Consider the following 26,716-nt stretch of genomic DNA (forward strand, 5'->3'; position numbering starts at 1 on the left):
CGGTAGGACTCGGCCAGGTGCTTCGTCACCGCCTTGCGCTCACCCATCGTCAATCCCATCCCTCAAGGATGTCCGCGGCCAACGTCCCGGAGCTTTTCCCATGAGGCAACGTATCCGGCTACGCGGAGGTTTTTTATGAGTCAACGCGGCACCTTGCCGCCCCATATCCGGCGGCAGTAGCCTGAAAAGCAGATGACGAGCCGAGCCGCCCACCACCGGTCCGGGAGTGCCGGGCCGGGCAGCGCCCGCAGGCTCAGACCCGCCACCGGAAACGGGGCAACGCGATGTCGACACTCGCAGACGGCCGGGAAGCCTACGCCCAACGGCGCTGGCCGGACGCCGTCGGGCAGTACACCGCTGCCGACCACGACGCCGAACTTCCGGCCAGCGATCTGGAACAGCTGGCCACCTCCGTCATCCTCACCGGCCGGGGCTCCGAGGGAGTGGACATCCTGGCCCGCGCGCACCTGAAGTACCTCGCCGACGGCGACTACCCCGCCGCCGCCCGCAGCGCCGCCTGGACCGGGATGAACCTCATCCTGCTTGGCGAACCGGCCCGCAGCGCCGGCTGGCTCGCCCGCGCCCACCGAATCGTCGACGATCTGCCCGAGCCCTGCCCCTTCGAGGGCCTGCTGTACATCCCGGCCGGGCTGGGTGCCCTCTACCAAGGCGACGGCGCCGCCGCCGCGGAAGCCTTCACCCGGGCCGCCGACCTCGGACGGGCACGTGGCGACGCTGACGCGGCGGCCCTCGGTACGCTGGGCCTCGGGCAGGCGAAGATCATGCTGGACCAGTTCGACGACGGCCTGGCCCTGCTCGACGAGGCCATGGTGGCCGTCACCGTCGGGGAAATCTCCCCGATTCCCGCCGGAATCATCTACTGCGCGGTGATCGAAACCTGCCATCTGGCCTTCGATCTGCAGCGCGCCCACGAGTGGACACGGGCGCTGGACAGGTGGTGCGACGGGCAACAGAACCTCGTGGCCTTCAGCGGCCAGTGCCAGATGCACCGGGCCCAGCTGTACCGGCTGCACGGCGCCTGGACCGAGGCAATCGACGCGGCCAAAACGGCGCTGGACCTCGCCTTCCGCGGTGATCGGATGGCCACCTACGGCGGCTTCTACGAACAGGGCGAAATCCACCGGCTCCGAGGCGACTTCGACGCCGCCGAGGCCTCCTACCTGCGCGCTGAGGAGACCGGTTTCCCGCCGCAGCCCGGCCTGGCGCTCCTGCGTTTGGCCCAAGGCAAGCCGGACCAGGCCCAGTCCCTGCTCCGGCATGCCATGGACGGTGTCGGCCCTGACTACCGGCGCCCGATGCTCGCTGCCCGGGTGGAGATCGAACTGGCAGCAGGCGACGCACTGGCAGCACGGGCCGCCATGGAGGAATTGGCCTCGCTGTGCGTCTCGATCGACATGCCCATGGTGCACGCGCTAGCCGACCAGTCCCAAGCCGCTGTCCTCTTCCACGAAGGCGACCCCAAAGCCGCCCTGGTCCCGCTTCGCCGCGCGTGGTCTGGCTGGCTCAGCCTCGACGCTCCCTTCGAAGCGGCCCGCTGCCGCGCCCTGCTGGCGAGGCTGTGCGCCGCGCTCGGCGATGAGGAATCCGCCCGGCTGGAGCGGGAGGCGGCCCGTGCCGTGTTTTCCGAACTGGGCGCCGCGCCCGAGCTGTCGGGGCTTGAGGTGCCCGCAGCGCCGGACGCCCGGACGGCCCCGCCGCCAACCACGCGGGACGCCGCTCATCACGCGGCCGACGCCGGTCCGCTCACCGCCCGCGAAACCGAGGTGGTCCGGCTGGTGTCCGCCGGACTGAGCAACCGAAACATCGCTGCCGAGTTGTTCATCAGCGAAAAAACGGTGGCCCGGCACCTGAGCAATATCTTCACCAAGTTGGGCCTGACCTCCCGGGCCGCGGTCACGGCCTACGCCTACCAGCACGGACTAGCCTGAGCTCCCGCCCTGCATAAAACTACCCATTCCGGCTTTCTCCCCGGCCACTGGGAAATGGGTGATTCGCCCGATTCGCCGCGGCGCGACGAAAAATAGCGTTAATGGCATGAACGTTTCAGTGCTCGCAGGGATGGTTTCCACCGGCCTCTTCGCGGTGAGCTACCTGCCGATGCTGCTCAAGGCCCTGCGCACGAGGGATCTTGACTCCTACAGCCTCGGCTACCTCGCAATGAGCAACGTCGCCAACGCCGTGCACTCCGTTTACGTCTTCAGCCTCTCGCCGGGGCCGATCTGGCTGTTGCACGCCTTCTACGTCGTCGCCGCCGCGCTCCTGCTCATCTGGTACGTGCGCTTCCGCTCCGACCCGGCCGGCCACCCGGCGCCACAGCAGGCACAGCGTTCATAACCACTCCATTTCACATGCAACACCAAGGAGGCACCACCATGAACACCACCCCAGCAACTGACACCGGCGGCGTCGTCGGAACTGCCGCCGTCGACACCGTCATTATCGGCGCTGGACAGTCCGGCCTCGCGCTGGGCTACTACCTGGCTCAGCAGCACCGGCACTTTGTCATTCTCGACGCCGGCACACGCGTTGGGGAAGCGTGGCGGAGCCGCTGGGACTCGCTGCGCCTGTTCACCCCCGCCAAGTACGACGGCCTGCCCGGCCGGCGCTTCCCAGGCGACTCCCTCGCCTTCCCCACCAAGGACGAGCAGGCGGACTATCTGGAGGACTACGCCTCCCGGTTTCACCTGCCGGTTCGACCCAACACGGCCGTCACCCGGCTGAGCCACGACGGGGAGCGGTTCCATGTCACGGCTGGGACGCAGCGCTGGACGGCGGCGAACGTCGTCCTGGCCACCGGTGCCTGCCAGCTGCCCAAGATGCCGGGTTTCGCGGCGGAACTGCCGGCCGACGTCGTGCAGCTCCACTCCCACAACTACACGAACCCGGCTCAGCTTAGGCCCGGTCCCGTCCTGGTGGTGGGGGCGGGCAACTCCGGGGCGGAGATCGCCCTGGAGACCAGCCGCACACACGAAACCTGGTTGGCCGGCGAACCGAGTTCCGAGCTCCCGTTCCGGCACGGCCGGACCGCTGCCCGCTTCTTCCTCCCGGTGATCCGCTTCGCCGGGATGTACGTGCTGAACACCAACACGCCGGTGGGGCGCAAGGTGCTGCCCAAGATGGCTGTCACGGCGACGCCGTTGATTCGCACCAAACTCGCGGACCTGGGCGCCGCCGGCGTCCACCTGGTGCCGCGGGTCACCGGAGTCCAGGACGGCGAGGTAATGCTCGACGACGGTCAAGGCCTTCCGGTGGCAACCGTCATCTGGTGCACCGGCTTCACCGAGGCCTACCCCTGGCTCGACATCCCGGCGCTGCCCGCCAACTGGCGGGAGCAGCAGCACCGCGGGATCGTGGATGCCCTGCCGGGCCTGTACCTGCTGGGGAAAGACTTCATCTTCGCGGCAGCATCGGACACCCTCCCCGGCGCCTGCCGGGACGCCAAGTACCTGGCGAAGCGGCTCGCGGACACCCGGGCCCCGCAGCACGCGGCGGAGGTCCAGAGCGGGCTGGCGGCCTAACACACGTGGACACGTCCGATGCCCGACGGCGGTCTTGCCGGCCGCCGTCGTGCGTCAGTTCGGTCAGCCGGCGGCCACGGCGCCGATCTGCTGCATGAGGGCCATGATGTCCGTGGCTCCCCAATGTTCGACGACCTTGCCGCCGTCGATGCGGATGATGTCGATGCCGCTGAATTCGACGCTTCGGCCGGTGGGCTCGACACCCATCAGTTCGCCTTGGTGCGTGCCGGTCAGGACCACGTAGAGCGCCTCCAGATTTCCGTCCACGAGCGCGGGTTCGCTGGTTGTGGCCTTGAGGTCCGGGAAGGCCGCCCGCATCGTGTTGACGAAGAACCCGACACCGTCCTTGGAGGGCGATTGTCCGGGCATGGGATTGTGATCGACGAAGTCATCACTCACCAGTTCATCGATGAGGGCGAGGTTTCCGTCCCCAATCACCTCTGTGTAGAACCGCTTGATCAATCCAGTTCCTTCAGCCATTTCCGGCTCCTTGCAGGCGTGAGACCGAATTGGATCCCCCAGACGATTGGCGCCCCGGGTTGCCGCGCAGGCGACTGCCGGGCCGACATTCTTGGCCCGGCTCGGAGCACTGGGAACCACTGTGAAAAGTCGTGTGGAACGGGCGAAACGCCCCGATAAGGCCGAACGTAATCCGGGGGTTCGAGGGTGTCAAGATGCCTTGGCCACCGCCTTTACCTCCCGCCCGGTCCGCGAGATCGCGCCGGCAAATTGTCGCACCGGCCGCATAGTCTGCCCCCACGAGCTTGAACCGTCCGACAGGGGATGACATGGCTGATCCGATCCGCGAGGCCGCCGGTAGCGCGCCGTCCTCGCCCGCAACAACTACCCCCGCCCCTGAGCCATTCGAACCGGATGAACCTCCCTGGCCGGAAATACTGGCAGCAGGCGGCAGGGTCTCGGACGATGCCGTCGGGGACTACCTTCGCCGGCTGGGCCGCTACGCCTTGCTCACCGCCGAGCAGGAAGTGGAACTGGCGCAAGAGATCGAAGCAGGGCTTTTCGCGGAACAGCTCTTGGCGGACGGAAGACAGCGCCACGGCGACGACGTTGCGGAGCTTCAAGCCATTGCCCTTCTGGGAAGGCGTGCCGCCGACGCGCTGCTCCACGCCAATCTCCGGCTGGTGGTGTCGATCGCCAAGCACTTCACGCGCCGGGGACTCGACCTTCCGGACTTGATCCAAGAAGGAAACCTGGGACTGCTCAGGGCCGTCCGCATGTTCGACTTCTCCATGGGTTTCAGATTCTCCACTCTTGCCACCACGTGCATTCGGAGCGACATCATTCGGGCGCTGGCTGATCAGGCCCGTCTGATCCGGCTGCCGACCAACGTCGTCCATCAGTTGCAGCAGGTGCGGTCCGCGCAGCGGGCAGCGGCCATGGCCGCAACCGCCTGCAGCAACGAGGATCTCAGCCGGCTGACGGACATTCCGATCGGGAAGGTTGAGTGCCTGCTGGCCGCGGACCAGCCGGTTTCCTCCTTGGACTCCGCGGTGCCCGACGGACGGGGCGGCACCGAGGCCCTGGCCGAACAGCTGTGGGATTCCTCCACCCCCGACGCGACCCATCCGATCTTCCACCAACAGCTGAAGGCGCAGCTGCAAGTTGTGCTCGGAACGCTGCAGGACCGGGAGGCCCGGGTCATTGCGATGCGCTTCGGCCTGGCGGGCGGCGCGCAGAGCCTCGACGCCGTAGCGAAGAGTTACGCAATGCCCCGCGAAAGCATCCGCCGGATCGAGACCTTGGCGCTGGCGAAGCTCAAGGACCCGTCCCGGTCCAGCCTCCTGCGGCAGTTCCAGTTTGACGGCGAGGGCCCGCCGGGCGGTGAGGCGGAGTCCGCGCCGGCGGCCCTCAGCCCCTCCGCTCCCGCCACAGCAGCGACACCACCAGTACCACTCCCCCGAGTCCCAGCATCGCAATCACGGCGAGACCCCAGTTGGCCTGGTTGACGCCCGTGCCGTAGAAAATCCCGATCAGCACCGTCGCCGTGATCGCCCCGAGGTACCGGCAGGTCTGGAAGATCCCGGCGGCCACACCGCGCTCCTCCGGCCGGGTGGAGAGGTACATGCCCTGGTTGTACGCGATGCTCGCCACTCCGTAGGGCACACCCAGCAACGCGGTCAGGGCAACCACCAGAGGGATGGCGAACGAGGCGGTCAGCAGCCACATCGCCGCCGAGGCCACCATGAGCAGCACGACGCCGGTCACCAGCACGCGTTTGACCCCGAACCGGTCCATCGCGCGGACGGCCACCGGCGTCGATACCACCGAGACCGCGGCCAGCGGCAACACCAGGAGCCCGACGACACGGGGATCGTAGCCGCCGGCTTCCTGCAGCAGCTGAGGCAGGCCGAAGAACGCGAAATAGTAGACGCAGCTGAACAGCGCAAAACCCAAATAGACCAGCAGCAGCGGCCGGTTCCTTCCCAGCAGCCGGAGGTCCAGGAACGGCGGAGCGAAACGCAGTTCGCGCCACACGAAGAGCACGGCCAGCAGCGTCCCACCGCCGAGCAGCCACCAGCGGTAGCCCGGCAGCACGTTGAGCAGCGCCATCATCACCAGGACCATAGAGCCGATAAAGGCAACTATGCCGGGAATGTCCGAGTCCCGCAGGAGATCTGCGGCGCGGCCGCGTTCCCGGGCACCGTCCGAAGGGGCGAACCTCCGGACCAGGACGATCGCGGCCAGGGCCAGCGGGACGTTCAGCAGGAACAGAGCCTCCCAACCGACGAAGCCCACCAGCAGCCCGCCGACGACGGGCCCGACGGCCGCCGCAGATGTGTTGGCCATCTGGATCCGGCCTAGCGGCCGGGTGGACTTCACGTTGGCCTGCTTCGCCAGGGCCCCGACCATCACGACGGCGCTCGGGTACGCGGCCGCCGTGCCGAGGGCCATGACGGCGCGGGCCACGCAGAGCACGGCGAAGTTCGGCGCAAACGGTGCCAGCGCGCAGGTCACGGCCACCAAGGCCATGCCGATCATGAACAGCCGCCGCGGCCCGAAGCGGTCCGCCAGCCTGCCCATCAGCGGCTGGCCCGCCGCGGAGGTGAGGTAGAAGGAGGTGATCACCCAGGTGACGGTGGCGACGTCGAGCCCAAAATCCGTGCGCAGCACCACCAGGGCGACGGCGATCATCGACGAGTTCAGCGGGTTCAGGGCCGTGCCCAGGCTGAGTCCTGCGACGGCCAGGCCCGTCCGGGGAGAGTTGCTCACGGCAACAGTCTGTCGCAGAGCGCCTGCCAAAATCGAACCGGACGCCACTTTCCGCGGTGACGGGCGTGTCACGCACGGCAGGCTTTTGGCCCTGCGGCGACGGGGCTCCGGCGGAATGCCGCGGAAGTCCTCTCGGCGGGGAGGCAAAAGCCTGCGTCCCGTGACACCGGCCCGGCCGCGAGTCACGGTTAGCGGGCGATCACGTCGAGAATGTGAACGCCGTGGCGCCGGAGGGCGCTCAGCAGCACGGCGCAGAACCCACCGACCTGGTCCGGGTGGATGCGGGGCAGCGAGTAGCCAGCGAAGATGAGGTCCGACGGCAGGACGACCCGGAGGTCCTGGAAGGCCCGCACCCCGATGCTGAGCCGGCCGTCCGTCTCCGCCTGCTCGATCCCCAGCAGCCGTTCCCTGGTGTCCGGCAGGGAGCCGGCGGCGAACCCACGGGCCCCGGCGAAGCCCAGACCCACCGCCGGGGGTCAACAGCAGGTGTCAGAGGACCTTGGAAAGGAACGCCTTGGTCCGGTCGTGCTGCGGATCGCTCAGGATCTGCCGGGGTGGTCCGGCCTCCACCACCACGCCTTCGTCCATGAACACCAGCGTGTCCGCCACTTCGCGGGCGAACCCCATCTCATGCGTCACCACAATCATGGTCATGCCGCTCTTGGCCAGTTCCTTCATGACGTCGAGCACCTCGCCCACCAGTTCGGGGTCCAGGGCGCTTGTTGGCTCGTCGAAGAGCATCAGCTTCGGGTCCATGGCCAGTGCACGTGCGATGGCCACACGCTGCTGCTGCCCGCCCGACAGGTGCGCCGGATAGGCGTCCCCCTTGTCGCCCAGCCCCACACGCTCCAGCAGTTCCATGGCCCGGGCGGTGGCTTTGCCCTTGGAAAGACCTTTCACCCGCATGGGGGCGAGGATGATGTTCTCCACAGCGGTCAGGTGCGGAAACAGGTTGAACCGCTGAAACACCATGCCGATTTCCTGGCGCTGGAAGGCTGCTTCCTTGAGCTTCAGTTCGTAGAGCTTGTCTCCCTTTTGACGGTAGCCAACAAGCTGTCCGTCGACCGAAAGCCGGCCGCCGTCAACCCGTTCCAGGTGGTTGATGCACCGCAGGAACGTCGACTTGCCAGAACCGCTGGGGCCCACGATGCAGAGCACCTCGCCGGGATCGACCTCGAGACTGATCCCGCGCAGCACCTTGTTAGTACCGAAATTCTTGGAGACCTGCTCCGCAAGCACCATCGGCGCGTCCGTCATCCTTTTCCTCCAAAATCTGTGCCGAGCGGTGGGGTGGGCTTACCGGGAACCGCCGTCGGTGCCGGCGCCGGCGTCGCCGGTTCCTTGCCCGTCTTGACCCGACCGGTTCCGCGGGAGAACCGCTTCTCAATGAAGTGCTGTCCCACCATCAGGATGGAGGTGAACAGCAGGTACCAGAGGGAAGCCACAATCAGCAGCGGCACCGGAGTGAAGGTCACCGCGGAAATACCGCGGGACACGCCGTAGAGGTCGATGCTCAACGGAATCGCGGCCACCAGCGAGGTGGTCTTGAGCATCGAGATCACCTCGTTGCCGGTGGGCGGAATGATGATCTTCATCGCCTGGGGAACCACGACATACCGCATCGTCTGCCCCCAGGACATGGCCAGCGCCGTCGACGCTTCCTCCTGGCCCTCGTCCACGGACAACAGCCCGGCCCGCACGATTTCGGACATGTAGGCGGCTTCGTTCAGGGCCAGCCCGATCACGGCCGTGATGAAGAGGTTGGTAAAGACCTCATTCGGGATGGTGACCCACGGCTCCGTAAACGGAATGCCCAGCGTGAACACCGGATAGATCAGGGACACGATGCCCCAGAAGACCAGCTGCACGTAGACCGGGGTTCCCCGGAAGATCCAGATATACAGCCAGGCAATGCTCTTCAGGACCGGGTTCGGCGAAAGCCGCATGATGGCCAGCAGCAGGCCGATCAAGATCGCGCCGATCATCGAGTAGATGGTCAGCCACAACGTCACCCAGGCGGCCTGGCTGATCCGCCGGTCGAAGATGTACTTGCCCACGTCCGGCCAGCCATAGTCAGCGCGCTGGGCGGCGTCCAGCACAAATACCGCCAGCCCGAGGACGAGGAGTACCGCCACCACGTTCCGCCAGGGGTGGCGCAGCGGGATGGCGACGATCGCCTCCGGCGGCGCTTCCTCCGCGCTCCGTCCCCTTCCGGTCCGCGGCGTCCTGCCGGGTTCCGCCTCAATCATCCGGTCGGATTCCGGCTCGCTCATCTGTCATCACCCTTTGGCTGCCACATTGAGGTCCGCCGTCTTCACTCCGCCGGCTTCCACTCCCCACTTGGACAGGATCTTGACGTAGGTGCCATCGTCGATCAGCGACTGGAGGGCCTTCTGGAGGACCGGCGTAAATTCGCTGCCTTGGGCCACCGGAATGCCGTACGGTGCCACTTCGAAGGCGTCTCCGGCGGTCTGCAGCTTGTCCTTGGTCTTGGAGATCGCGTAGAGGGTGACGGGCGAATCGGCGCTCATGGCGTCCACCTGTCCGACCACGAGGGCGTTGGTCGCCTGATCCTGAGCGTCGTACCTGAAGATGGTGATGGCCGGCTTGCCGGCGTCGGTGCAGGCCTTCGACTTTGCGGGCACTTCGTGGGTGTCCTCATAGGTGGTTGCCTGGACGGCGACCTTGAGTCCGCAGGCGTTGTCGGGGTCCACGGTCTTGCCCTTCGGGGCGGCCCATTGGATCCCGGCGGAGTAATAGTTGACGAAATCCACCTGCTTTTCGCGTTCCAGCGTGTCGGTGAAGGAGGACATGCCCATGTCATCCTTTCCTGCGCGCACGGCCGGAAGGATGTTGTCGAAGGTGCCGATGTCGAAGTTGACCTTCAGGCCCATGACTTGGCCCAGGGCGTTGGTGAGGTCCACTGACCAGCCTGCCGGCGCACCGTTGTCGTCCTTGAACTCGTTGGGCGGGTAGTTGTTGGCCATGCCAACGTTGAGGACACCCGCGGTTTTCATCTTCTCCGGGAGCATCGCGGCAATGGAGTCATTCTTCTTCACCTCAATAGCGTCGGCGGTTCCGGATGCCGAGCCGGTGGCTGCAGGTTCGCTGTTGTTGACGCAGCCGGAGAGCGAGAGAGCCGTGGCTATGGTGAGAACGGGAAGTAGGTATCGGGTGCGCATGGTTTCCTTAGCTGTTCAGAGAATCACAAGGTTCCCGCAAGTCTGCGGGAGGAGGGCACTTTGTGCCCGCAAATTCCGAACTCCTCAATGAGTGTTGCCTGACGCTGTAGTTTCAACGATCTCTCCCGAATGACGGATGTCCCGCAGAATTTCCCCGCCTCGAGCTTTCAACTCCGAAATGCTGGAAACGCCCACTAACGTCATCGTACGCCGCAGCTCGTCCGCGAGGATCTCAATGATGCGCCCGACGCCGGGCGAGCCTGCCGCCACCAACCCGTACAGGTAGGCCCTGCCGATCGAGCCGGCATCGGCGCCCAGCGCCAGCGCCTTGAGGATGTCGCTTCCCCGGCGGATGCCCGAGTCCACGTAGATCTCGATCGAGCCGACCACCCGTTGCCGGGATTCCTGCAGCACATCCATCGGACTCAACATGTGGTCGAGTTGGCGGCTGCCGTGGTTGCTCAGCTGGACGGCATCAAGGCCGATGCGGGCGGCCTTTTCGACGTCGGCCGGGTTGACGCAGCCTTGACGGCGTCCGGCCAGCTGCCCGGCGCCCACGCACTCCGTATCGCCGAGTACGGCGAACACCAGAAGAAAATCCTTCGAGGAAACCATCTGCGCCTACCTGAGCTGCAGCGGTAACGCTGTGGAGGCCGCCAAATCCCTGGACGTACACGTCAGTCAATACAGTCCGTTACCGCCTGTCCCGTGTGGAGCCGCTCTTCGGCATTGACCTGGACTATCCCGCAACGCGCTTGCTTGTATTGCTGCAACTATGGGCGAGGCGTCAACTAGCACTTGCGAGCTATTAGCCACTCGCAGCCTCCGCGACAGACAATGCCGCCCGACGCCCCCACGCCACTTCGCGGAGCCGGATCAGGTCCAGCGCCGGCTGGGCGGGCGGGACCCCCGGGCGTTTCCGCGGAACCAGGACGCGCAGGGCGGCGGGTTCCACCGTGCACCGCACCGGGGTGGGAATCAGCAGGGCCTCGCCGTCCACGCCGACGGGGATCTCGGGCACATCGGCGTCGACCACCACCTCCACGGCGGCCCGCTGCACCAGTCCGCGTTTCGTCGCCCGGCGCAGCAGCCCGACGGCCTCACGGGTGCTGGACGCGGAGAGTGCCACCGCGCCGAGCACGCCGCGGTCGAGCCGGGTGCGGCGGCCCAGGCCCGCGAGATCATGGCTTCCGTACGGGCCGTTGCTGACCAGCACCGCCTGCGGCCCGTCCACGGTGGTGCCGTCGAACTGGGCGCGCAACCGAGCCCCCTTGTCGCCCTTGATCAGGTCCGGGAGCATTTGCAGCACGGTGCCGGTCTTGTCGTCGCGGTACTCCGGGCTCTGCACCACCTCGGCGTAGACCCCGAAGGAGGAATTGTTGACGAAGGTGCGGCCGTTGATCTTGCCCAGATCGACGTGCAGCTCCACCCCGTCGCGGAGGGCGTCCAGGCATCCCGTCGGGTCCTCGCGGTCCAGGCCCAGATCGAGGGCGAAGTGGTTGCGGGTGCCGGCGCTGATCACCAGGAAGGGCAGGTTATGTTCGGCCGCGATGCCGGCCACCAGTGCCTGGGTCCCGTCACCACCGGCGACGCCGAGCAGGTCGGCTCCACGTTCCACGGCCTGCCGGGCCAACGCATCCACATCCACCTGACCGGGTCCCTCGAGCAGCGCCACCTCGGCCCCGAGTTCCTCAGCCTTTCGCTGCAGGTCAAACTTCACCACCTTGCCCCCGCCGCTGCGCGGATTCATCACCAGGAAGGGATGCCGCCAGGCAGGAGCAGGGTACTCGGTCATCTTCGATCCTGCCCGGGGTTCCCGCAGGGCCGCGCGGGCACAGACCACCGCCACAGACACCAGAGCCACGGCGATCATGACCTCCAACAGCAGGCCCGCCTGGACGTACAGGAACACGACCACCAGCGGGGCGAGCACCGCGAGCGCCAGCGCACACCAGCGCAGGAATCCGCGGCTGATGAGGAACCAGTAGATTCCGGCCACGGTCACGACGACGGCGCCGGCACCGGTCAGGAGCAGCGCGACAATGCCCGCCACACCGGCCGCCGTCAGCGGGACCAACACCGCGCACACTACCGCGAGGTAGGCGGCCCGCGCCCACCACCGCCGGGTCGACGGGACCTCTTCGAAGGGAACGACAGTCATAGCTGGCTCCTTGCCGTGTCCAGCCCCGGCCGATCGCACCGACCGAGGCCCGGCCGTCAGGTCTTGATCTTCGCGACGGTCATCAGGATCGCCGAGTCCTCTTCAGCTTCCAGGCTGTGCAGCCCGTCCGGCACGATCAGCAGGTCCCCGGTCTTCCCCTGCCAGGATTCCTTGCCCGCCCTAAGCCGCACGCAGCCGCGGAGCACAAACACGGTGGCTTCGCCCGGGTTCTGGTGCTCGCTCAATTGCGTCCCCGCCCGGAACGCCATCACCGTCTGGCGGAGCGTCTTCTCATGTCCGCCAAACGCCGTATCCGCAGCACGTCCGCTCGGTGCCGCCACCGCAGCCGCCATCTGCTGACGGGCAAGGGCATCGAGCGATATCTTCTGCATGGGGCCACCCTACTCAGAATCGTGCCCGCTGCCGAGGGTCCTTTGCCCCGGTAACGGCCGGCGCCTGCCCACCCAGCCCGTGGGACATGCCCATTCTTCAGGCCCAGGAGTGGGCATAGCGGATGTATGTCCACTGGCCGGGGCGGAAGCGGGGCATGTCCCGTGCGAAGAGGAACACGGATATCCTGCTTACGCTCAGTACACCACCCGGAAATTGCTGAACGCCCCCGTGGCCCGGGAGATTGATTCGTCCACGTTCTCCACCCGCCCGGGCGCGTCCGGCGAGCGCAGCCAGCGCCGGAACTCCAGCACCACCGACTGGGGCCCCTCCGCCGCGATACCCACGGAACCGTCGCTGTTGTTCCGGACCGTTCCGGTCAACCCCAGCTCCTCGGCCTTGCGTACGGTCCAATAGCGGAAGCCGACGGCCTGCACCACACCGTCCACCCGCGCCGTCAGCCGGACCCACTCGCCTGAATCGCCCTTCGGAAGCTCAGCCATGCTCCCAATCTAGCGCCCACTCCGGAGGCCGCCACCAGAGGAACTGTTCGATTTCCACATAGGGACCTTCGCCCCTTACCTTCCGCAGAGCGCAGCCGTAAGGATGATCAAGTGCACTGTGGGGACTTGTCGAGAAAACGGCATGGCACATGGAAGTGCTTCACCCTCCCGCCGTGCTGCATTGCCCGAGAGGACAACAAAGATGGCAGGACAATTCGAGATCTTTACGGACGCTGAGGCCAACGTCCGTTTCCGGCTCCTCGGCGCCGACGGCACGGTCTTGGCGATATCCAAGGCCTTTGAGGACAAGCGGGCCGCCGCGGACGGCATCATGGCAGTCCGCGAATGCGCCGGGACCGGCCTGATCAAGGAAGCCCGCTCCAACGCCTGGGGCGGTACCGGCACCACCAGGGCGGGCGTGCCGAAACCGGCGCATCGCCGGCACCGGCATATCCCCGCCGTCTAGGCGGCAAACCAGCACCACTCCGGGCAGGCAGCCCGGCGCAATCGGGAGCCGCAATGGACGAAGCACGGGTCCACATCAGCGGCTTCCGAATGGACTTCGGCGACACCACCGTGGTCCGCGACCTGTCCTTCGACGTGCACGCCGGCGAGACCTTCGGCTTCCTCGGCAGCAACGGCTCCGGCAAGACCACCACCATCCGGGCCCTGCTCGGCATCTACGAGCCCACCGCCGGGACTCTTCACATCAATGGCAGGGACTTCAAGCCTGAGCACGGCGACCGGCTGGGCTACCTTCCCGAAGAGCGCGGGCTCTACAAGAAGGAAAAGGTCATCGACATCATGACCTACTTCGGCCGGCTCAAGGGGATGGAGCGGCGCACCGCCAAGCAATGGTCGCTCGAGTACCTGGACCGGGTGGCGCTCGCGGACCGCGCCTCCGCCGTGCTGGACAAGCTCTCCAGCGGGCAGCAGCAAAAGGTTCAGCTCGGCGTCACCATCATGAACAACCCCGAGCTACTGATCCTGGACGAACCCACCAAGGGTTTCGACCCGGTCAACCGGCGCCTGCTGATGGACATCATCGCCGAGCAGAAGCGGGGCGGCGCCACCGTGGTCATGGTCACCCACCAGATGGAGGAGGTGGAGCGGCTCTGCGACCGGGTCATCCTGCTCAAGGACGGCACCGCCGAGGCCTACGGGACCATCGACGAAGTGCAGAACAAGTACGGCGGCCGCATCATCCGGATCCGGCACAGCGGCCCCATCCCCCGCTCACCCCACTACGAGGCGATGCTCGAGGAGACCAACTACTCGGAGCTCTCCTTCACCGACGCCACCGACGAGGCCGTCATCCTCAAGGACCTGATCGACGCCGGCGTGACTGTCCGGAGCTTCACCACCACCAAGATCTCCCTCGAAGATATCTTCATCCGGGTCTACGGCGACCAGAACAAGCCAGCCACACCCGCCCCGCCCCCTGGCCGGGAGGGGGCGTAGTGCCGTGGCGCAGCACAACCTCGGCACCGTCCTGAGCTTCGAGTTCATCCGCACCGTCACCAAGGGCCGGTTCTGGATTGGTACCTTGTCCGTCCCAGTCATCATTGCCGTGGTCTTTGGGCTGATCTTCCTCAGCAACACCACCACGGGCACCGCCGCCGAGGCCCAGAAAAGCGCGCACTTCAGCATCTCCTACACGGACGCCTCCGGACTGATCACCCCCGCGGACGCCGCGCTCTTCGGGGCCACCCCCGCAGAATCCCCCGACGCCGGGATCAAGGCCGTGCAGTCCGGCGCCGTGGACGCATTCTTCGACTACCCGGCCCAGCCCGAATCGACGGCGGTGCGCGTCTACGGCGCGGACCAGGGGATCTTCCAGAACGGCAAGTATGCCGCCGTCGCGCAGGCGCTGCTGACGCACGCCGTCGAACAGAAGATCGGCTCGCCGCAGCTGTCCGTACTCGCTGCCGGCAAGGTCCAGATCGAGACTGTCACTTATGACGGCACCAAGGAATCCGGCGGCCTGGGTTCGGTGATCCCGCCGATGGTCTTCCTGGTCATCTTCTACGGGCTGATCGTGCTCCTGGCCGGGCAGATGCTGAACTCCACGCTGGAGGAGAAGGAAAACCGCGTCACCGAGATGATCCTGACCACCCTCAAACCGACCACCCTCATCGCGGGCAAGGTGATCGCCCTGTTCGGGATCGGGCTGGTGCAGATGATCGTGTTCCTCTCCCCCATCGTGATCGCCCGGCTGTTCTTCCCCGAGGAGCTCAGCCTCACGGCCCTGGACCTGCCCCCGCTGGTCCTGGACCCGGCCCGGATGACCATCGGACTGCTGATCCTGGTTGGCGGCTTCGCCCTGTTCACCACCACTCTCGTGGCCATCGGCGCCGTGATGCCCACCGCCAAGGAGGCCGGCAACTTCATGGGCGTGATGATGGCGCTGATCTTTGTGCCGTTCTACGCCGTGTCGCTGGTGATCTCCGATCCGCAGTCCGTGATCGTGCAGATCTTCACCTTCTTCCCGTTCTCCGCCCCGGTCACCGCGCTCTTGCGGAACGGCTTCGGCTCCCTGAGCCTGCTGGAGGCGGGAATCGTGATCGCGATCCTTTACGTAGGCGCCGCCGTGATGCTCCGCGTCGCCGTGCGGCTGTTCCAGTACGGTTCGATCTCCTACACCTCGAAGGTCAACGTCCGCACGGCGCTCAGGTCAGGCTCGCGGCGCACCGTCGCTGATGAGCCCCCGACGACGGCGGGCCGCTAACGGGAATTGCGGCTACTTCCCTGACGGGGTGCCGGTGCCGGCCGAAGCGGTAGAGCTGGGTCCCGGCCGCAGCGACGTGATCATCTTCCGGATGTCCTGGTACTCCGGGGTGGACGCGTACAGCTTGGCCTTCTCCAGGTACGGCAGCGCGGCATCACCCGGCGTGGCATTGTTCTCCGGGTTGTAGGTCCCGCCGAAGAAGGCACCACTCGGCGGCCACAAGAACAGATGGAACATCGGGCACGCCAGATCGCCGGACTCCTCGGGGATCATGGTGATGCCATAGGCGGCGATAGTGGACTTCGTGGCCACTGCATCAGGGTCGTCACCCCGGGACTCGAACACGTAGCGGGGCACCCCGCCGTCGGCGCCGCCGCCTTCGGCGAGGGCCACCATCGGCTCGGTGTCATAGACCTGGTATGGGCTCTTGCCGACACACTCCGCGCCGGTGACGATGTTGGTCCGAAGGCCGGCCAGGGGATTCCCCCCGGCATTGAGCACGTCCACGAACTCCCCGCCGAGCGCCCCGCCGGGGTCCTTGACCGTCCAACCCGCGGGGTAGTCGAACGAGAGGGCGCCGTCCGTCGTCGTGAACGTCTTCCAGCCCGACGACGGCGTCCCCTCAGTGGGCGAGGCGCTCGGCGCTGCGCCCGACGTCGTGGGCGGTGCGGTGGTGGGGGCACCGCTCCCGTCCGGCTGGCCCGGCACCAGGCCGCAGGACGTCAGCAGGAGGACAAGAACGAGGGCCGTCCCGGCGGCGGTGCCGGCTGTGGCGCGCACCTTCCCGTCCAGCGCCGTGCCGGATAACCCCGCCGGTTTCCTCACGACCCTACTTTCCGGCCGGCCGCAATGAAGTGATCGCCTGCTTGACGTACTTGTACTCGGGGGTGTCCATATACACCTCGGGGGTGTCCACGTTCTGGGGACCGCCCGGCATGGTGTCGAAGGGGTCATAGACGCCGCCGAACGTGGCGCCGCTGGGCGGCCAGGTGAAGATCTGGGAAATCGGGCAGGCGGTATCCCCGGTGAGCTCCGGCCCGGAGGTGATGCCGTAGGCCAGGCTGAGGGACCCCGCCGGGTCACCAGTCTCGGGGCCGGTCCGGCCCTCGTAGACGAACCGCGGCGTCGCTCCGCCTTGGGCCAGTGCAGGGACGGGCTCGGTGTCGTACACCATGAAGGGGAACTTCACCGTGCATTCGGCACCGGTGGAAATGTTGGTCCGCAAGGTAGCCATGGTCTTGCCGTAGTCACTCACCAGATCCACAGCGACGCCGCCCTCGGCGGGTTCATCGGCGGGGTCCTTGATGGTCCAGGACTCCGGATAGTCGAACGCGAGTGTGCCGTCCGACGTCGTAAATGTCTTCCAGCCCGCCGGGACCGTGGCACTGGACGAACCGGTCGCGGCCGGCGACGCGGTGGCGGTGGCCGTCGATGGCGGCGGAGAACTGGGGGCGGGGGCCGGTGCGGTTGATCCGCACCCTGCCAGTAGTGCCGCCGCGCAGAACGCGGAAATGACTGTGGCCAACGATGCGGCTGGGCGCATGACACCCTCCCCCTGGGAATATTCAGTGATTGGTCCATTCTCGGTGCTTCCCACGGGGAAACTAGGGCCTTTGTACCCTTGGTCTTCACGGCTGTTCGGGTGGCGCGGCCACGGGATCGCCGGCCGTGATGCTTCCCACGTTGACATCCCGCCGATTTCAATTGGCCGCGGAAGCTTGCTAGAGCTTAAGTAATGCAAGACGTCCTCGATCCCGCCATGCCCTTCCTGGCCCCCATCCTCGCCGTCGCGCTCGCGGTGGCCGGCGGGCTCCTCGCCTCCTGGCTGCTGCGCCGGATTGTGCTCCGACTTAACCGCAATCAGCCGGCGCTGCGCGAGACCTCCCGGGTGGCCCGGCTGCCGCTGCGCCTGGCGCTGTGCCTGATCGGCGTCCGGGTCGCCCTGGGCCTGACCACGGAGGATGCCGAGTGGCGGCGCAACGTGGACCACGCGCTGCAGATCGCGCTCATCGGGTCCATCGCCTGGCTGGCCATCGCCGTGCTTCTCATCATTGAAACCTTGGTGCTCACCCGCTACCGGGTGGACGTGGCGGACAACCGCCGTGCCCGCAGGCTCCGCACCCAGGTGATCCTGGCCCGGCGGATCGGGGTCGCCCTGATCGCCATCGTGGCCCTGGGCATCTCGATGCTCACTTTCCCCGCGATCCAGGCCCTCGGCGCCGGGCTGCTGGCCTCCGCCGGCGTGATCTCGATTGTGGCCGGCCTCGCCGCCCAGACCTCCCTGGTGAACGTCTTCGCCGGCATCCAGCTCGCCTTCACGGACGCGATCCGGGTGGACGACGTGGTGGTGGTGCAGAAGGAATGGGGCCGGATCGAGGAGATCACCCTGACCTATGTGGTGGTCCACATCTGGGACGACCGCCGGCTCATCCTGCCCTCCACCTATTTCACCACCACCCCGTTCGAGAACTGGACCCGGCGGCAGTCCGAAGTCATGGGCACCGTGGAGTTCGACCTCGACTGGCGCGCCCCGGTAGAGGACATGCGCGCCGAGCTCAAAAAGGTCCTGGCCACCACCGACCTATGGGACGAGCGGGTGGGCATCCTGCAGATCACGGACGCTACCGCCGGCTTCGTCCGGGTCCGCATCCTGGTCAGCGCCGCGGACAGCGCCCAGCTCTTTGACCTGCGCTGCCTGATCCGCGAGGAACTGGTGCTGTTCCTGCAGCAGGAACACCCGACGGCGCTCCCCCACGTCCGGCTCGAGTCGCTCGGTGCCGCTTCGCTGGGGTCCGGGACAACGGGGGCGGCCAATTCGGCCGACACGGCTGCCGCCAAGCGGCCAGGCAAGGTCTCCGCCGCGGACGAGCCCAGCCGGCACCCGGCCGATCCGCACGACTCCCAGCTGTTCACCGGATCGATCGAGGCGATCCAGCGCTCCAAGGCCTTCACCGGCCCCGGCGAGGAAGTGTTCGAGGACCGGGACAAGAGCATCGCCTCTCAGAACTAGGACGCCGTCAGCCGGCTGCACCGGGCGCGGTCGCCGCCGGACAGGCACCGTCCACATGGCGCCGTCGGGGGCTTCCCTGCCTGCGGGAACTGTTCAATAATCAGACGTTGGTGGGTCAGCGTCGGCGCTGGCCGACGCACCTGCTGGACCAGCTGAGGAGTTCCGATGACGGTAGAACAGCCCACTGAAGAATCCGTTGAGGCTCCTACCCGCGATTGGTTCCAGAGCGCCGTCGTCTATCAGATCTATCCGCGCAGCTTCGCCGATTCCAACGGGGACGGCATCGGGGACCTGCGCGGCATCATCAGCAAGCTCGACTACCTGCACCGGCTCGGCGTCGACGTCGTCTGGCTGTCCCCGATCTACACCTCCCCGCAGGACGACAACGGCTACGACATCAGCGACTACCGCAACGTGGACCCGTTTTTCGGCACCCTCGAGGAGCTGCGGGAACTGACGGACGGGCTGCATGCCCGGGGCATGAAGCTGGTCATGGACCTGGTGGTCAACCACACGTCGGACGAGCACCCCTGGTTCGTCGAATCGCGTTCTTCGAAGGACAACCCGAAGCGGGACTGGTACTGGTGGCGGCCGCCGGGCGGGGATGCCTCCGAGGGCTCCGCCGATGTCCCGGGAGTGGCCCCGAACAATTGGGGTTCGGTGTTCTCCGGCCCGGCCTGGGAGTTCGACCAGGCCACCGGCGAGTACTACCTCCACATCTTCTCCCGGAAGCAGCCGGACCTGAACTGGGAAAACCCGCAGGTCAGGGCAGCGGTCTACGAGATGATGAACTGGTGGCTGGACCGGGGCGTGGACGGCTTCCGGATGGACGTCATCAACTTCATCTCCAAGGACACCGCCCTGCCCGACGGACCCATCGCCGCCGGGATGCTCTACGGCGACGGCACCCCGTTTTACATCGGCGGCCCGCGGATCCACGAGTTCCTGCAGGAGATGCACCGGGAAGTCTTCGCGGGCCGCCCAGGACAGCTGCTCACGGTCGGCGAAATGCCCGGCGTCACCGTGGACGAGGCAGTCCTGTTCACCGACCCCGCGCGGGCCGAGGTGGACATGGTCTTCCAGTTCGAGCATGTGGCCCTGGACCAGGAGGACGGCAACAAGTGGCGGCCCAAGAAGCTCAAGCTCACGGACCTCAAGAGGACCCTGGGGCACTGGCAGACTGGCTTGACGGAGCGCGGGTGGAACAGCCTCTACTGGGGCAACCACGACCAGGCCCGGGCGGTGTCGCGCTTCGGCGACGACGGCCGGTACCGTGAGCTCTCCGCCAAGATGCTCGCCGGCGTCCTGCACCTGCACCGCGGCACGCCCTACGTCTACCAGGGCGAAGAACTCGGCATGACCAACATGACCTTCGGTGCGATCAGCGACTACCGCGACATCGAGGTACTCAACCACCACCGCGAAGCCACCACCCATCTGGGCCACACCGACGCCGAGGTCCTCGCCGCGCTGGCGCCGCTGAACCGCGACAACGCCCGCACCCCGGTCCAGTGGGACGCCTCGCGGCACGCCGGCTTCACCACCGGTTCGCCCTGGATCGCGGTCAACCCCAACGCCAACCACATCAACGCCGTCGCGCAGGTGGACGATCCGGACTCGGTGTACAGCTTCTACCGGAAGGTGATCGCGCTGCGGCACAGCGAGCCGGTGGTGTCGCACGGGGACTTCACGATGCTCCTGCCGCGGGACGAGCACGTGTACGCGTTTGTCCGCTCGCTGCCGGAGACCCGGCTGCTGGTGCTGGGCAACTTCTCCGGCCAGGACCAGGAGATAACGCTCGACGACGCCGACGTGCCGCTCGCGTGGGGCAGCGCAGAACTGGTGTTGGGCAACTACCCCGCCGACGCCGCGGTGCCACGGCTGCATCTGCGGCCGTGGGAGTTGAAGGTCTTCCGCGCGGGAGCGGCCCGGCAGGACCGGTAAATGCGGGCCGGACCGGTAGTCCGCCGGAGGCAACTTGGCGCAACAACCATCATCCACAACAGTGAGGGAGCCTGGCATGACCATTCCACCGCCACAAGAACCTGAGCCGTTTCCGCCGGAACCCGGTCCCACCACGCCTGAGCCGCAGCCCGGGGATCCGTTTCCGCCGGAGCCTGGCCCGGTCACTCCCCCGCCGCCGATTCCGGAACCAGGCCCCGCGCCAACCCCCGGCCCGTTCCCTACACCCGGCCCGCTGCCGATTCCCGACCCCGGCCCGGTCCCGCCACGGCCGGACCCGACACGGTTCCAGCGAAGCTGAGCGCGAAAGACGCTCAGCGGGAGGGCCGGCTCAGCCGGCGTGCTGGTTCAATCGGCGTGCTGGTTCAATCGGCGTGCTGGTTCAATCGGCGTGCTGGTTCAATCGGCGTGCTGGTTTAGCCGGCGATGCCGTGCAGGAAGGTCCGCACTTCCGTGTTGAAGGCGTCGGGCGCTTCCATCGGAGCGAGGTGCCCGACGTCGGGAATCACCGCAAGCCTCGACCCCGGGATCTGCCGGTGCAGCTCGTGGGCGACGTTCAGCGGGGACCGCTGGTCGTCCGCTCCGTACAGCAGGAGCGTGGGAATGGTGATGGTGGGCAGCACCGGTCGGTAGTCGGCCCGGCCGCTGGCGGAGAGCAGGGCCCGCATCCCGGCCGGGCGGACGCCGGCCATGATCGTGGCAACTTGGGCCACCACGGCGGGATCGGCCTTGTCCGTGAACAGCGTCGGCAGCCACTCCTCGATGAACTTCTCCGGAGGCTGATCGACCTCGGCCAGCACCTGGGCGTAACGCCGTTCCACCTCCTGGGGCGGCAGGGAGCCGGCCCAGCCCGCATAGGCGGACACCAGTACCAGGGTCGCGGGAATCCCGGGGTACCGGCGATACAACTCGAGGGCCACCATGGAGCCCCACGACAGCCCTAAAAGGTGCGGCTTCGCTGGAACGGCTGCGCGCAGAAATCCGGCTGTGAGGTCACCGAGGTCTTCAGCGGACAAATCCTGGGCGGGGTCGTCGGACTGGCCGCACCCGGGAGCGTCCCAGGCGAACACCGTGAAGACATCTGAGAGTCCCCCCAGCTGCGGACGCCAGATCCTGCTGTCCTCCCCGACCCCGTGGAACAGGACCAGCGGCGGACCGTGGCCAACCCGCTCGTAGGCGATCCGTAACCCGGCAACCTCGACGGCTTCCATAAGCCAATGCTAGGCCGGTGAGCGGGTGCCGGGCAGGGCAGGGCAAGTTCTGGCCGCCGGAGTCCGCGGGGTGCCCCGAACCGGAGGGCTGCCTTGTCACCACGCGCAAACCCGCCCGCGACGCTCTATCCTGCCCGCGCTAAGCAAAAGACCCTTCGACACCCGAATTCTGGTGTCGAAAGGTCTTTTGCGCGTCGGCGCTTACGCGAAGACGATGTCGCGGGTCCGGTGGTCATAGTGGATGACCAGCTGGCCGCCGGAGTGGTGCACCTCGTGGTTGGCGCCGTCGAAGGCACCAAACGCACCAAAGTTCACATCCCAGGAACGGTTGAGCGCGATCTTGAAGCTGTAGGTGCCGGCCGGGAGGTCCGCCGCGATCTTCCAGAGCTGATCGACCAGGTCCAGTTCCATCTGGGATTCGTCGTACTGCGGTGCCCAGTTGGCCGGCGCGCCCAGCAGGACGTTGAAGTCCCCGGCCACGGCAACTGCTTCAGGCTGGTCGATGGTCTCGACGCTAACCGCCGGGGCCTCGGCTGCAGCCGGGGTCTGGGTAGCCGGAGGGGTAGCGGTGCCGTTGTCGGCAGACTTGCGCTTGCGGACCGCCTTGGCGACGGGAGCAACGGCCTCTTCCACCAACTTGGCAGCCTTGCCGGCCACCTTCTCGGCAACCTTGGTGGCCTTCGGAGCGGCCTTCGCGGCCGGTTTCCCGGCGGGCGCCGACGGCAGAGGGGTGTCGGCTGGAACGGGAGTCCCGGCGTCGAGCGCTGCGGCGAAGGCGGCGGGGTCAGCGAACGCCACGGTGGCGCGCTGGCCGTCCTCGGTGATGGTCCAGCCGGCACGGCCCTTGACCAGCCAGCCCGCCTTGACCAGCTTTGCGGTGGCGGTGGTCAGCGTCTTGTGGCCGCGGGGAATCCCGCCGCTCAGCAGCTCACGCTCGAACTCGTTGAGCGGAACGCGGGCGATCGCTTCGCCCAGCACCGCTCCGGCGTTCAGCTTCTCATCCGTCCACACCCCCTCGGTCAGAACTTCCAGCACGGCCTTCAGTCGTCGGTTGGTGTTTTCGGCAGTGTTCGCGCCCATGGGTCTCCTCTAGAAGCAATTGATCCACCTGCATTTTGCCAAGAATGGATGCGTTTCCGCGAGTAAAAACTGTTAACTCTGTGTGTCGTGACCCACTATTACACCCCATTCCGGTCGGCGCGAGGGGCCCAAGACAGGGGTACCCGCGAGTAGCTTTTTCGGCTGCGATGTCCCCCGGCCTGACCGCGGAGACGGCTAGCGCTGGCATCCGGCCCCCGGCGGGCGCACACTGGGCCGTATACGTCCTGATCCCGGGAGCCGTCATGCCTCGTTTCACGGCCTGGCTGCAACGCCATCGTCTTTCGGCATTCGTTGTCCTGGCCTTCGCGATTTCCTGGTCCTCCTGGCCGCTCTACGCCGCCGGGCTGATGCCTCGGATGGAATTCCTGCCCATCGGCCCGCTGGTGGCGGCAGTCATCGTCATCGCGCTGGCCGAAGGCGGGCCGGGCTTCAGGGTGTGGGGCCGGCGGCTGATCCGCTGGCGGGTTGGTTGGGGCTGGTATGCCGTGGCGCTGTTCCTCCCGGCTCTGCTGGCCCTGGTTACCGGCTTGACCAACGTGGCGCTCGGCGCCGCGGCACCAGGACTGGCGGAGGTGAGCTGGTCCGGGCTCCTGACGGTCTTCGCGGTGCGGCTGGTCAATCCGCTGGACGGGCCGCTGGGTGAGGAACCCGGCTTTCGCGGTTATGCCCTCCCGCTCCTGCAGGTGGGGCGCGGGCCGCTCCCGGCTGCCGCTGTCCTGGGCGTCATCGTTTCCGTGTGGCATCTGCCGCTGGTCCTGTTCGGCGGCCTGAGCCCGATCGGGCTGCCCTCGACGTTCGTGATCACCTTTCTCTACGTGTGGCTGTTCAACCGCACCGGGGGGAGCGTGCTGCTGACGGTTCTCTTCCACATCAGCCAGGGCACCTTCACCGTGGGTTCCTTCGGATTCTCGGGCGCCGATGCAAGCCGCGCTGAGCTCATCTACCTTCTGGTGCTCATCGTTGCCGCCCTGGCCACAGTTCTTCTGGACCGGAGCCGCTGGCGCACGGCGCCCGCATCCGCCGTCGACGCCCGACCTGGCCAGTCCGCCGCCGCTGTCCCCCGACCCACTGCCTAGGAGGAATTGTGTCGTCACCGCTCACCAACGCCGCCGGACCCATTGCCCTGGTTACCGGCCTCAGCTTCGCCGCCGTGGACCTGGCCCGCCTGCTCGCCGCCGACAGGAGCCTCGACCGGATTGCGATGATGCGCCAGATGCCGTTTATCGTCACCAACGCGCTCTACTTTGTCGTCTTTGTGGGGCTGGTTCTCGCCCTGGTGGCCGTCTACTTCAGGAGCGCGGACAGCGCCGGCGGCCTGGGCGTCTTCGCCTTCTGTGCCGCGCTGGTGGGCACCATGGATATGGCGGGGAACATGTGGTTCGACGGCTTCGCCGGGCCATGGATCGCCGACACGGCGCCGCAGGCCATCCTCGCGGGCGGGTCAGGGATGCTGGCGGTCGGCGGGCTGTCAAGCTATGTCTTGTTTGCCCTGGGCTGGCTCATCTTTGGCATCGCTGGCTGGCGGGCGGGCATGTTCCCGCCCTGGGCCGCCGCGGCATTCGTGGTGGCCGGGTTCCTCGGCTTCAACGCGGGCCTCCCGCCGTACGGGATTCCGATCGGACTGGCCATGGCGGCCCTGGGCTGGTGGATTACCCGCACCTCGCGCTCCGCCGCGGCGGGGCCGCCGGCGCAGCGCCCCTGACACTCCCGACGTCGGGCACCGCTACTCCCCGGCACTCCATTCGACGCCGGTCTCTGCCATATAGGCGGCCACGGCCGCGTCGATGGTGCGGTAGAAGTGGCGCGGATCGATTTGGCGCGTCAGTTCGTAGCGCTCGATCTTGGTCCGGACCCCGTGCTTGAGCTCCGCGAACACCAGCGACGTGCCCTGCGCGTTCAGCTCCGCGTCCAGCTCTAGCAACACATCCGAGGCAGTCGTGTCCACGTCCGTGATGGGCTCGGCCGCGATGACGATCCACCGCGGCTTGGGTTCGGTCCGTGCCAGCCGCCGGATATTTTCGCGGAACGGCCTGACATTGGCGAAGAACAACGGCGCGTCGAACCGGTAGATCACCAGGCCGGGCAGGTGCTTCGCGTCCGGGTGGAAGTGCACGTCATGGAAGCCTTCGACGCCGGGCACCCGGCCGATCACCGTCTCGTAAGGCCACCACGCCCGGCGGAAGATGTTGAGGATGGACAGCCCCACCGCAATGCCGATGCCGGGCAGGACCCCCAGCAACGTCACCCCAAGGAAGGCCGCGATCGAAAGATTGAACTCGGTCTTGCGCTGGTGCCAAAGGCGCACCGTACCGGGGATATCGGCGAGGGATATTGATGCGGTGATCACGATGGCCGCCAGGGCTGGCTGCGGCAGGTTCCGGAACAGCCCCGGCAGCAGCACCAGCATCAGGATGATCAGCACGGCACCCGTCACGCCCGTGAGCTGGGTCTTCGAGCCGGAACGTTCCGCCACGGCGGTCCGGGAGCCGCTGGTGCTCACCGGGAACCCCTGGAACAGGCCCGCGGCGAGGTTCGCCGCACCGATGCCGATCATTTCCTGGTTGCCACGTATCTCGTCGCCGGAGCGCGCGGCGAACGCCGACGCCGTCGAGATCGTGTCCGTCAGGGACACCAGCGCGATGCCGAGGGCGCCGGCGAACATGAGGGCGATATCCGAGAACTCCAGATACGGGATGGTGAACGGCGGGAAGCCCCGCGGGAGTTCCCCAACGAGTGAGACGCCCCGCTCGGCGAGACCGAAGAGCGTCGCCGCCCCGATCGCGAGCACCACCATGACCAGCACCGACGGGACCTTGGGCAGCCACCGCTGCAGCGCCAGGATCAGCACGATCCCGACGATGCCGACGGCGGCCGCGGCCACCACCGCCTCGCCGTTGGCCAGCCCCTGGACGAACCCCACGACGTCCCCGATGAAGTCATCCGCGCTCACCGAGAAACCGAAGAGCTTCGGGAGCTGGCCGACCAGAATGGTGAGCGCGAGACCGTTCATGTACCCGATCATCGTGGGCTTGGAGATGAGGTCCGCGATGAACCCGAGTTTCGCGACGGACGCGAGGACCATAATGACGCCGACCATGAGCGCGAGCATAGACGCGAGGACCACCGCCTTCTGCGGGTCGCCGTCGGACGCTACGAGCGGCAGGACCGTCGCCGCGATCATCGGGCCGAGCGACGAGTCCGGCCCCAGCACCAGGATGCGGGACGGGCCGAAGATCGCGTAGGCGAAGAGGCACAGGACGGTGGTGTAGAGCCCGGTGATCGGAGGCAGCCCAGCCAGCTCCGCGTAGGCCATGCCCTGGGGAACCAGCAGCGTCGCCAGGACGATTCCGGCGACGATGTCCTTGCCGAACCAGCTCCCGTGGTACGACGCGGCGACGTCGACGCCCGGCATCAGCTGGCGCAGCCAGCCCGTCCGCGGCTGTCGGGTCTCGGTCATACCTGCACTCTGCCGGGCGGGGGCGACCGGTGCATCCTCCGTCGAGGGTGACCCGGACACAGCAACGCGGGGTCACTTCCGGCCCATGGGATGCCCGCAGAATCATACGGTCGTTGCAACATCTGATTTTTTGGAGGTTGCCATGCCGAGTGGTTTTCGGGCGCCGGATGCGCTGAAGGATGAGTTCTTTTCGCTTCTGCGGCAGGGGGTGTCGGTCAAGGAAGCCTCTGCCCGGATTGGG

At 67.1% G+C, this 26,716-nt stretch carries 27 protein-coding genes; 12 read left to right on the forward strand and 15 right to left on the reverse strand.

All coding sequences use genetic code 11. The features are described 5' to 3' along the window. The first annotated feature begins 284 nt into the window (after positions 1-284). The 3 genes from AB4Y67_RS17655 to AB4Y67_RS17665 all read left to right on the forward strand — a co-directional run bounded on the left by AB4Y67_RS17655 (position 285) and on the right by AB4Y67_RS17665 (position 3,539). A complete protein-coding gene (locus tag AB4Y67_RS17655; protein ID WP_441407055.1) occupies positions 285-1,949 on the forward strand; it encodes a LuxR C-terminal-related transcriptional regulator in 1,665 nt (554 codons plus the stop codon). 106 nt (positions 1,950-2,055) lie between these two features. Continuing rightward, positions 2,056-2,355 (forward strand): hypothetical protein, encoded by a 300-nt coding sequence (locus tag AB4Y67_RS17660; protein ID WP_441407056.1) that lies wholly within the window; start codon positions 2,056-2,058, stop codon positions 2,353-2,355. A 38-nt stretch (positions 2,356-2,393) separates the two neighbouring features. After that, positions 2,394-3,539: a flavin-containing monooxygenase gene (locus tag AB4Y67_RS17665; RefSeq protein WP_441407057.1), complete on the forward strand. Its 1,146-nt coding sequence runs from the start codon at positions 2,394-2,396 to the stop codon at positions 3,537-3,539. Between the two features lie 63 nt (positions 3,540-3,602). Here the strand turns inward: AB4Y67_RS17665 and AB4Y67_RS17670 are convergent, their stop codons facing one another. Further along, positions 3,603-4,019, reverse strand: a complete 417-nt coding sequence (locus tag AB4Y67_RS17670) for an ester cyclase (protein ID WP_441407058.1) — start codon at positions 4,017-4,019, stop codon at positions 3,603-3,605. A 308-nt stretch (positions 4,020-4,327) separates the two neighbouring features. On the opposite strand from AB4Y67_RS17670, the gene AB4Y67_RS17675 reads away from it, so the two are divergent. After that, positions 4,328-5,506 (forward strand): sigma-70 family RNA polymerase sigma factor, encoded by a 1,179-nt coding sequence (locus AB4Y67_RS17675; RefSeq protein ID WP_441407059.1) that lies wholly within the window; start codon positions 4,328-4,330, stop codon positions 5,504-5,506. Here the strand turns inward: AB4Y67_RS17675 and AB4Y67_RS17680 are convergent. From AB4Y67_RS17680 to AB4Y67_RS17705, 6 genes are all read right to left on the reverse strand, one after another. Continuing rightward, on the reverse strand, positions 5,409-6,770 hold the full coding sequence (locus tag AB4Y67_RS17680) for an MFS transporter (protein WP_441407060.1): 1,362 nt from the start codon (positions 6,768-6,770) through the stop codon (positions 5,409-5,411). The two genes, AB4Y67_RS17675 and AB4Y67_RS17680, sit on opposite strands and share 98 nt — an antisense overlap. 188 nt (positions 6,771-6,958) lie before the next feature. After that, positions 6,959-7,237, reverse strand: coding sequence for a hypothetical protein (locus AB4Y67_RS17685; protein WP_441407061.1), 279 nt, complete (start codon positions 7,235-7,237; stop codon positions 6,959-6,961). 22 nt (positions 7,238-7,259) lie between these two features. Then, positions 7,260-8,027: an amino acid ABC transporter ATP-binding protein gene (locus AB4Y67_RS17690; RefSeq protein WP_441407062.1), complete on the reverse strand. Its 768-nt coding sequence runs from the start codon at positions 8,025-8,027 to the stop codon at positions 7,260-7,262. Beyond that, positions 8,024-9,043, reverse strand: a complete 1,020-nt coding sequence (locus tag AB4Y67_RS17695) for an amino acid ABC transporter permease (RefSeq protein ID WP_441407063.1) — start codon at positions 9,041-9,043, stop codon at positions 8,024-8,026. Before AB4Y67_RS17695 ends, AB4Y67_RS17690 begins: the two co-directional genes overlap by 4 nt. A 6-nt stretch (positions 9,044-9,049) precedes the next feature. Continuing rightward, positions 9,050-9,952 (reverse strand): ABC transporter substrate-binding protein, encoded by a 903-nt coding sequence (locus tag AB4Y67_RS17700; protein WP_441407064.1) that lies wholly within the window; start codon positions 9,950-9,952, stop codon positions 9,050-9,052. Between the two features lie 84 nt (positions 9,953-10,036). Continuing rightward, positions 10,037-10,567, reverse strand: coding sequence for an alpha-hydroxy-acid oxidizing protein (locus tag AB4Y67_RS17705; protein ID WP_441407065.1), 531 nt, complete (start codon positions 10,565-10,567; stop codon positions 10,037-10,039). A gap of 29 nt (positions 10,568-10,596) precedes the next feature. Between AB4Y67_RS17705 and AB4Y67_RS17710 the strand changes: the two genes are divergently transcribed. Beyond that, entirely contained in the window at positions 10,597-10,764 is a 168-nt protein-coding gene (locus AB4Y67_RS17710) for a helix-turn-helix domain-containing protein (RefSeq protein ID WP_441407081.1), read from the forward strand. Here the strand turns inward: AB4Y67_RS17710 and AB4Y67_RS17715 are convergent. From AB4Y67_RS17715 to AB4Y67_RS17725, 3 genes are all read right to left on the reverse strand, one after another. Beyond that, the gene (locus tag AB4Y67_RS17715; RefSeq protein ID WP_441407066.1) at positions 10,761-12,113 is read right to left on the reverse strand and encodes a diacylglycerol/lipid kinase family protein; all 1,353 of its coding nucleotides are present in this window, start codon (positions 12,111-12,113) and stop codon (positions 10,761-10,763) included. The two genes, AB4Y67_RS17710 and AB4Y67_RS17715, sit on opposite strands and share 4 nt — an antisense overlap. 56 nt (positions 12,114-12,169) lie before the next feature. Further along, on the reverse strand, positions 12,170-12,505 hold the full coding sequence (locus AB4Y67_RS17720) for a cupin domain-containing protein (RefSeq protein ID WP_441407067.1): 336 nt from the start codon (positions 12,503-12,505) through the stop codon (positions 12,170-12,172). A 195-nt stretch (positions 12,506-12,700) separates the two neighbouring features. After that, entirely contained in the window at positions 12,701-13,006 is a 306-nt protein-coding gene (locus tag AB4Y67_RS17725) for an acylphosphatase (RefSeq protein ID WP_441407068.1), read from the reverse strand. A gap of 202 nt (positions 13,007-13,208) precedes the next feature. On the opposite strand from AB4Y67_RS17725, the gene AB4Y67_RS17730 reads away from it, so the two are divergent. Genes AB4Y67_RS17730 through AB4Y67_RS17740 form a run of 3 tightly spaced genes read left to right on the forward strand, consistent with a single transcriptional unit; the run spans position 13,209 to position 15,734 of the window. Further along, entirely contained in the window at positions 13,209-13,472 is a 264-nt protein-coding gene (locus AB4Y67_RS17730) for a YegP family protein (protein WP_441407069.1), read from the forward strand. Positions 13,473-13,525: 53 nt separating this feature from the next. Continuing rightward, complete coding sequence (locus tag AB4Y67_RS17735) at positions 13,526-14,467, forward strand: ABC transporter ATP-binding protein (protein ID WP_441407070.1); 942 nt, start codon at positions 13,526-13,528, stop codon at positions 14,465-14,467. Between the two features lie 4 nt (positions 14,468-14,471). Beyond that, positions 14,472-15,734: an ABC transporter permease gene (locus AB4Y67_RS17740; protein ID WP_441407071.1), complete on the forward strand. Its 1,263-nt coding sequence runs from the start codon at positions 14,472-14,474 to the stop codon at positions 15,732-15,734. Positions 15,735-15,746: 12 nt separating this feature from the next. On the opposite strand, the gene AB4Y67_RS17745 is transcribed toward AB4Y67_RS17740, so the two are convergent. Together AB4Y67_RS17745 and AB4Y67_RS17750 are read right to left on the reverse strand one after the other, a co-directional pair. Next, on the reverse strand, positions 15,747-16,559 hold the full coding sequence (locus AB4Y67_RS17745; protein ID WP_441407072.1) for a hypothetical protein: 813 nt from the start codon (positions 16,557-16,559) through the stop codon (positions 15,747-15,749). 4 nt (positions 16,560-16,563) lie between these two features. After that, entirely contained in the window at positions 16,564-17,277 is a 714-nt protein-coding gene (locus tag AB4Y67_RS17750) for a hypothetical protein (RefSeq protein WP_441407073.1), read from the reverse strand. A gap of 192 nt (positions 17,278-17,469) precedes the next feature. On the opposite strand from AB4Y67_RS17750, the gene AB4Y67_RS17755 reads away from it, so the two are divergent. Beyond that, on the forward strand, positions 17,470-18,744 hold the full coding sequence (locus tag AB4Y67_RS17755) for a mechanosensitive ion channel family protein (RefSeq protein WP_441407074.1): 1,275 nt from the start codon (positions 17,470-17,472) through the stop codon (positions 18,742-18,744). A gap of 165 nt (positions 18,745-18,909) precedes the next feature. Then, entirely contained in the window at positions 18,910-20,688 is a 1,779-nt protein-coding gene (locus AB4Y67_RS17760; RefSeq protein ID WP_441407075.1) for a glycoside hydrolase family 13 protein, read from the forward strand. Between the two features lie 434 nt (positions 20,689-21,122). On the opposite strand, the gene AB4Y67_RS17765 is transcribed toward AB4Y67_RS17760, so the two are convergent. Continuing rightward, positions 21,123-21,917, reverse strand: coding sequence for an alpha/beta fold hydrolase (locus AB4Y67_RS17765; protein WP_441407076.1), 795 nt, complete (start codon positions 21,915-21,917; stop codon positions 21,123-21,125). Between the two features lie 201 nt (positions 21,918-22,118). Further along, the gene (locus AB4Y67_RS17770) at positions 22,119-22,997 is read right to left on the reverse strand and encodes a pullulanase X25 domain-containing protein (protein ID WP_441407077.1); all 879 of its coding nucleotides are present in this window, start codon (positions 22,995-22,997) and stop codon (positions 22,119-22,121) included. Positions 22,998-23,260: 263 nt separating this feature from the next. Here AB4Y67_RS17770 and AB4Y67_RS17775 point away from each other — a divergent pair, with 263 nt between their 5' ends. Further along, positions 23,261-24,094, forward strand: coding sequence for a CPBP family intramembrane glutamic endopeptidase (locus tag AB4Y67_RS17775; RefSeq protein ID WP_441407078.1), 834 nt, complete (start codon positions 23,261-23,263; stop codon positions 24,092-24,094). An 8-nt stretch (positions 24,095-24,102) separates the two neighbouring features. Further along, the gene (locus AB4Y67_RS17780; RefSeq protein ID WP_441407079.1) at positions 24,103-24,720 is read left to right on the forward strand and encodes a hypothetical protein; all 618 of its coding nucleotides are present in this window, start codon (positions 24,103-24,105) and stop codon (positions 24,718-24,720) included. A gap of 21 nt (positions 24,721-24,741) precedes the next feature. Here the strand turns inward: AB4Y67_RS17780 and AB4Y67_RS17785 are convergent, their stop codons facing one another. Beyond that, on the reverse strand, positions 24,742-26,475 hold the full coding sequence (locus AB4Y67_RS17785) for a SulP family inorganic anion transporter (RefSeq protein ID WP_441407080.1): 1,734 nt from the start codon (positions 26,473-26,475) through the stop codon (positions 24,742-24,744). Between the last annotated feature and the right edge of the window lie 241 nt (positions 26,476-26,716).

This window comes from Arthrobacter sp. YAF17, from assembly GCF_052113365.1.
GTDB lineage: Bacteria > Actinomycetota > Actinomycetes > Actinomycetales > Micrococcaceae > Arthrobacter.

Coding starts and splice junctions, on each gene's coding strand:
- AB4Y67_RS17655 (WP_441407055.1), top strand. CDS start 285: ATGTCGACACTCGCAGACGGCCGGGAAGCCTACGCCCAACGGCGCTGG.
- AB4Y67_RS17660 (WP_441407056.1), top strand. CDS start 2,056: ATGAACGTTTCAGTGCTCGCAGGGATGGTTTCCACCGGCCTCTTCGCG.
- AB4Y67_RS17665 (WP_441407057.1), top strand. CDS start 2,394: ATGAACACCACCCCAGCAACTGACACCGGCGGCGTCGTCGGAACTGCC.
- AB4Y67_RS17670 (WP_441407058.1), bottom strand. CDS start 4,019: ATGGCTGAAGGAACTGGATTGATCAAGCGGTTCTACACAGAGGTGATT.
- AB4Y67_RS17675 (WP_441407059.1), top strand. CDS start 4,328: ATGGCTGATCCGATCCGCGAGGCCGCCGGTAGCGCGCCGTCCTCGCCC.
- AB4Y67_RS17690 (WP_441407062.1), bottom strand. CDS start 8,027: ATGACGGACGCGCCGATGGTGCTTGCGGAGCAGGTCTCCAAGAATTTC.
- AB4Y67_RS17695 (WP_441407063.1), bottom strand. CDS start 9,043: ATGAGCGAGCCGGAATCCGACCGGATGATTGAGGCGGAACCCGGCAGG.
- AB4Y67_RS17700 (WP_441407064.1), bottom strand. CDS start 9,952: ATGCGCACCCGATACCTACTTCCCGTTCTCACCATAGCCACGGCTCTC.
- AB4Y67_RS17705 (WP_441407065.1), bottom strand. CDS start 10,567: ATGGTTTCCTCGAAGGATTTTCTTCTGGTGTTCGCCGTACTCGGCGAT.
- AB4Y67_RS17715 (WP_441407066.1), bottom strand. CDS start 12,113: ATGACTGTCGTTCCCTTCGAAGAGGTCCCGTCGACCCGGCGGTGGTGG.
- AB4Y67_RS17720 (WP_441407067.1), bottom strand. CDS start 12,505: ATGCAGAAGATATCGCTCGATGCCCTTGCCCGTCAGCAGATGGCGGCT.
- AB4Y67_RS17725 (WP_441407068.1), bottom strand. CDS start 13,006: ATGGCTGAGCTTCCGAAGGGCGATTCAGGCGAGTGGGTCCGGCTGACG.
- AB4Y67_RS17730 (WP_441407069.1), top strand. CDS start 13,209: ATGGCAGGACAATTCGAGATCTTTACGGACGCTGAGGCCAACGTCCGT.
- AB4Y67_RS17735 (WP_441407070.1), top strand. CDS start 13,526: ATGGACGAAGCACGGGTCCACATCAGCGGCTTCCGAATGGACTTCGGC.
- AB4Y67_RS17750 (WP_441407073.1), bottom strand. CDS start 17,277: ATGCGCCCAGCCGCATCGTTGGCCACAGTCATTTCCGCGTTCTGCGCG.
- AB4Y67_RS17755 (WP_441407074.1), top strand. CDS start 17,470: ATGCAAGACGTCCTCGATCCCGCCATGCCCTTCCTGGCCCCCATCCTC.
- AB4Y67_RS17760 (WP_441407075.1), top strand. CDS start 18,910: ATGACGGTAGAACAGCCCACTGAAGAATCCGTTGAGGCTCCTACCCGC.
- AB4Y67_RS17765 (WP_441407076.1), bottom strand. CDS start 21,917: ATGGAAGCCGTCGAGGTTGCCGGGTTACGGATCGCCTACGAGCGGGTT.
- AB4Y67_RS17770 (WP_441407077.1), bottom strand. CDS start 22,997: ATGGGCGCGAACACTGCCGAAAACACCAACCGACGACTGAAGGCCGTG.
- AB4Y67_RS17775 (WP_441407078.1), top strand. CDS start 23,261: ATGCCTCGTTTCACGGCCTGGCTGCAACGCCATCGTCTTTCGGCATTC.
- AB4Y67_RS17785 (WP_441407080.1), bottom strand. CDS start 26,475: ATGACCGAGACCCGACAGCCGCGGACGGGCTGGCTGCGCCAGCTGATG.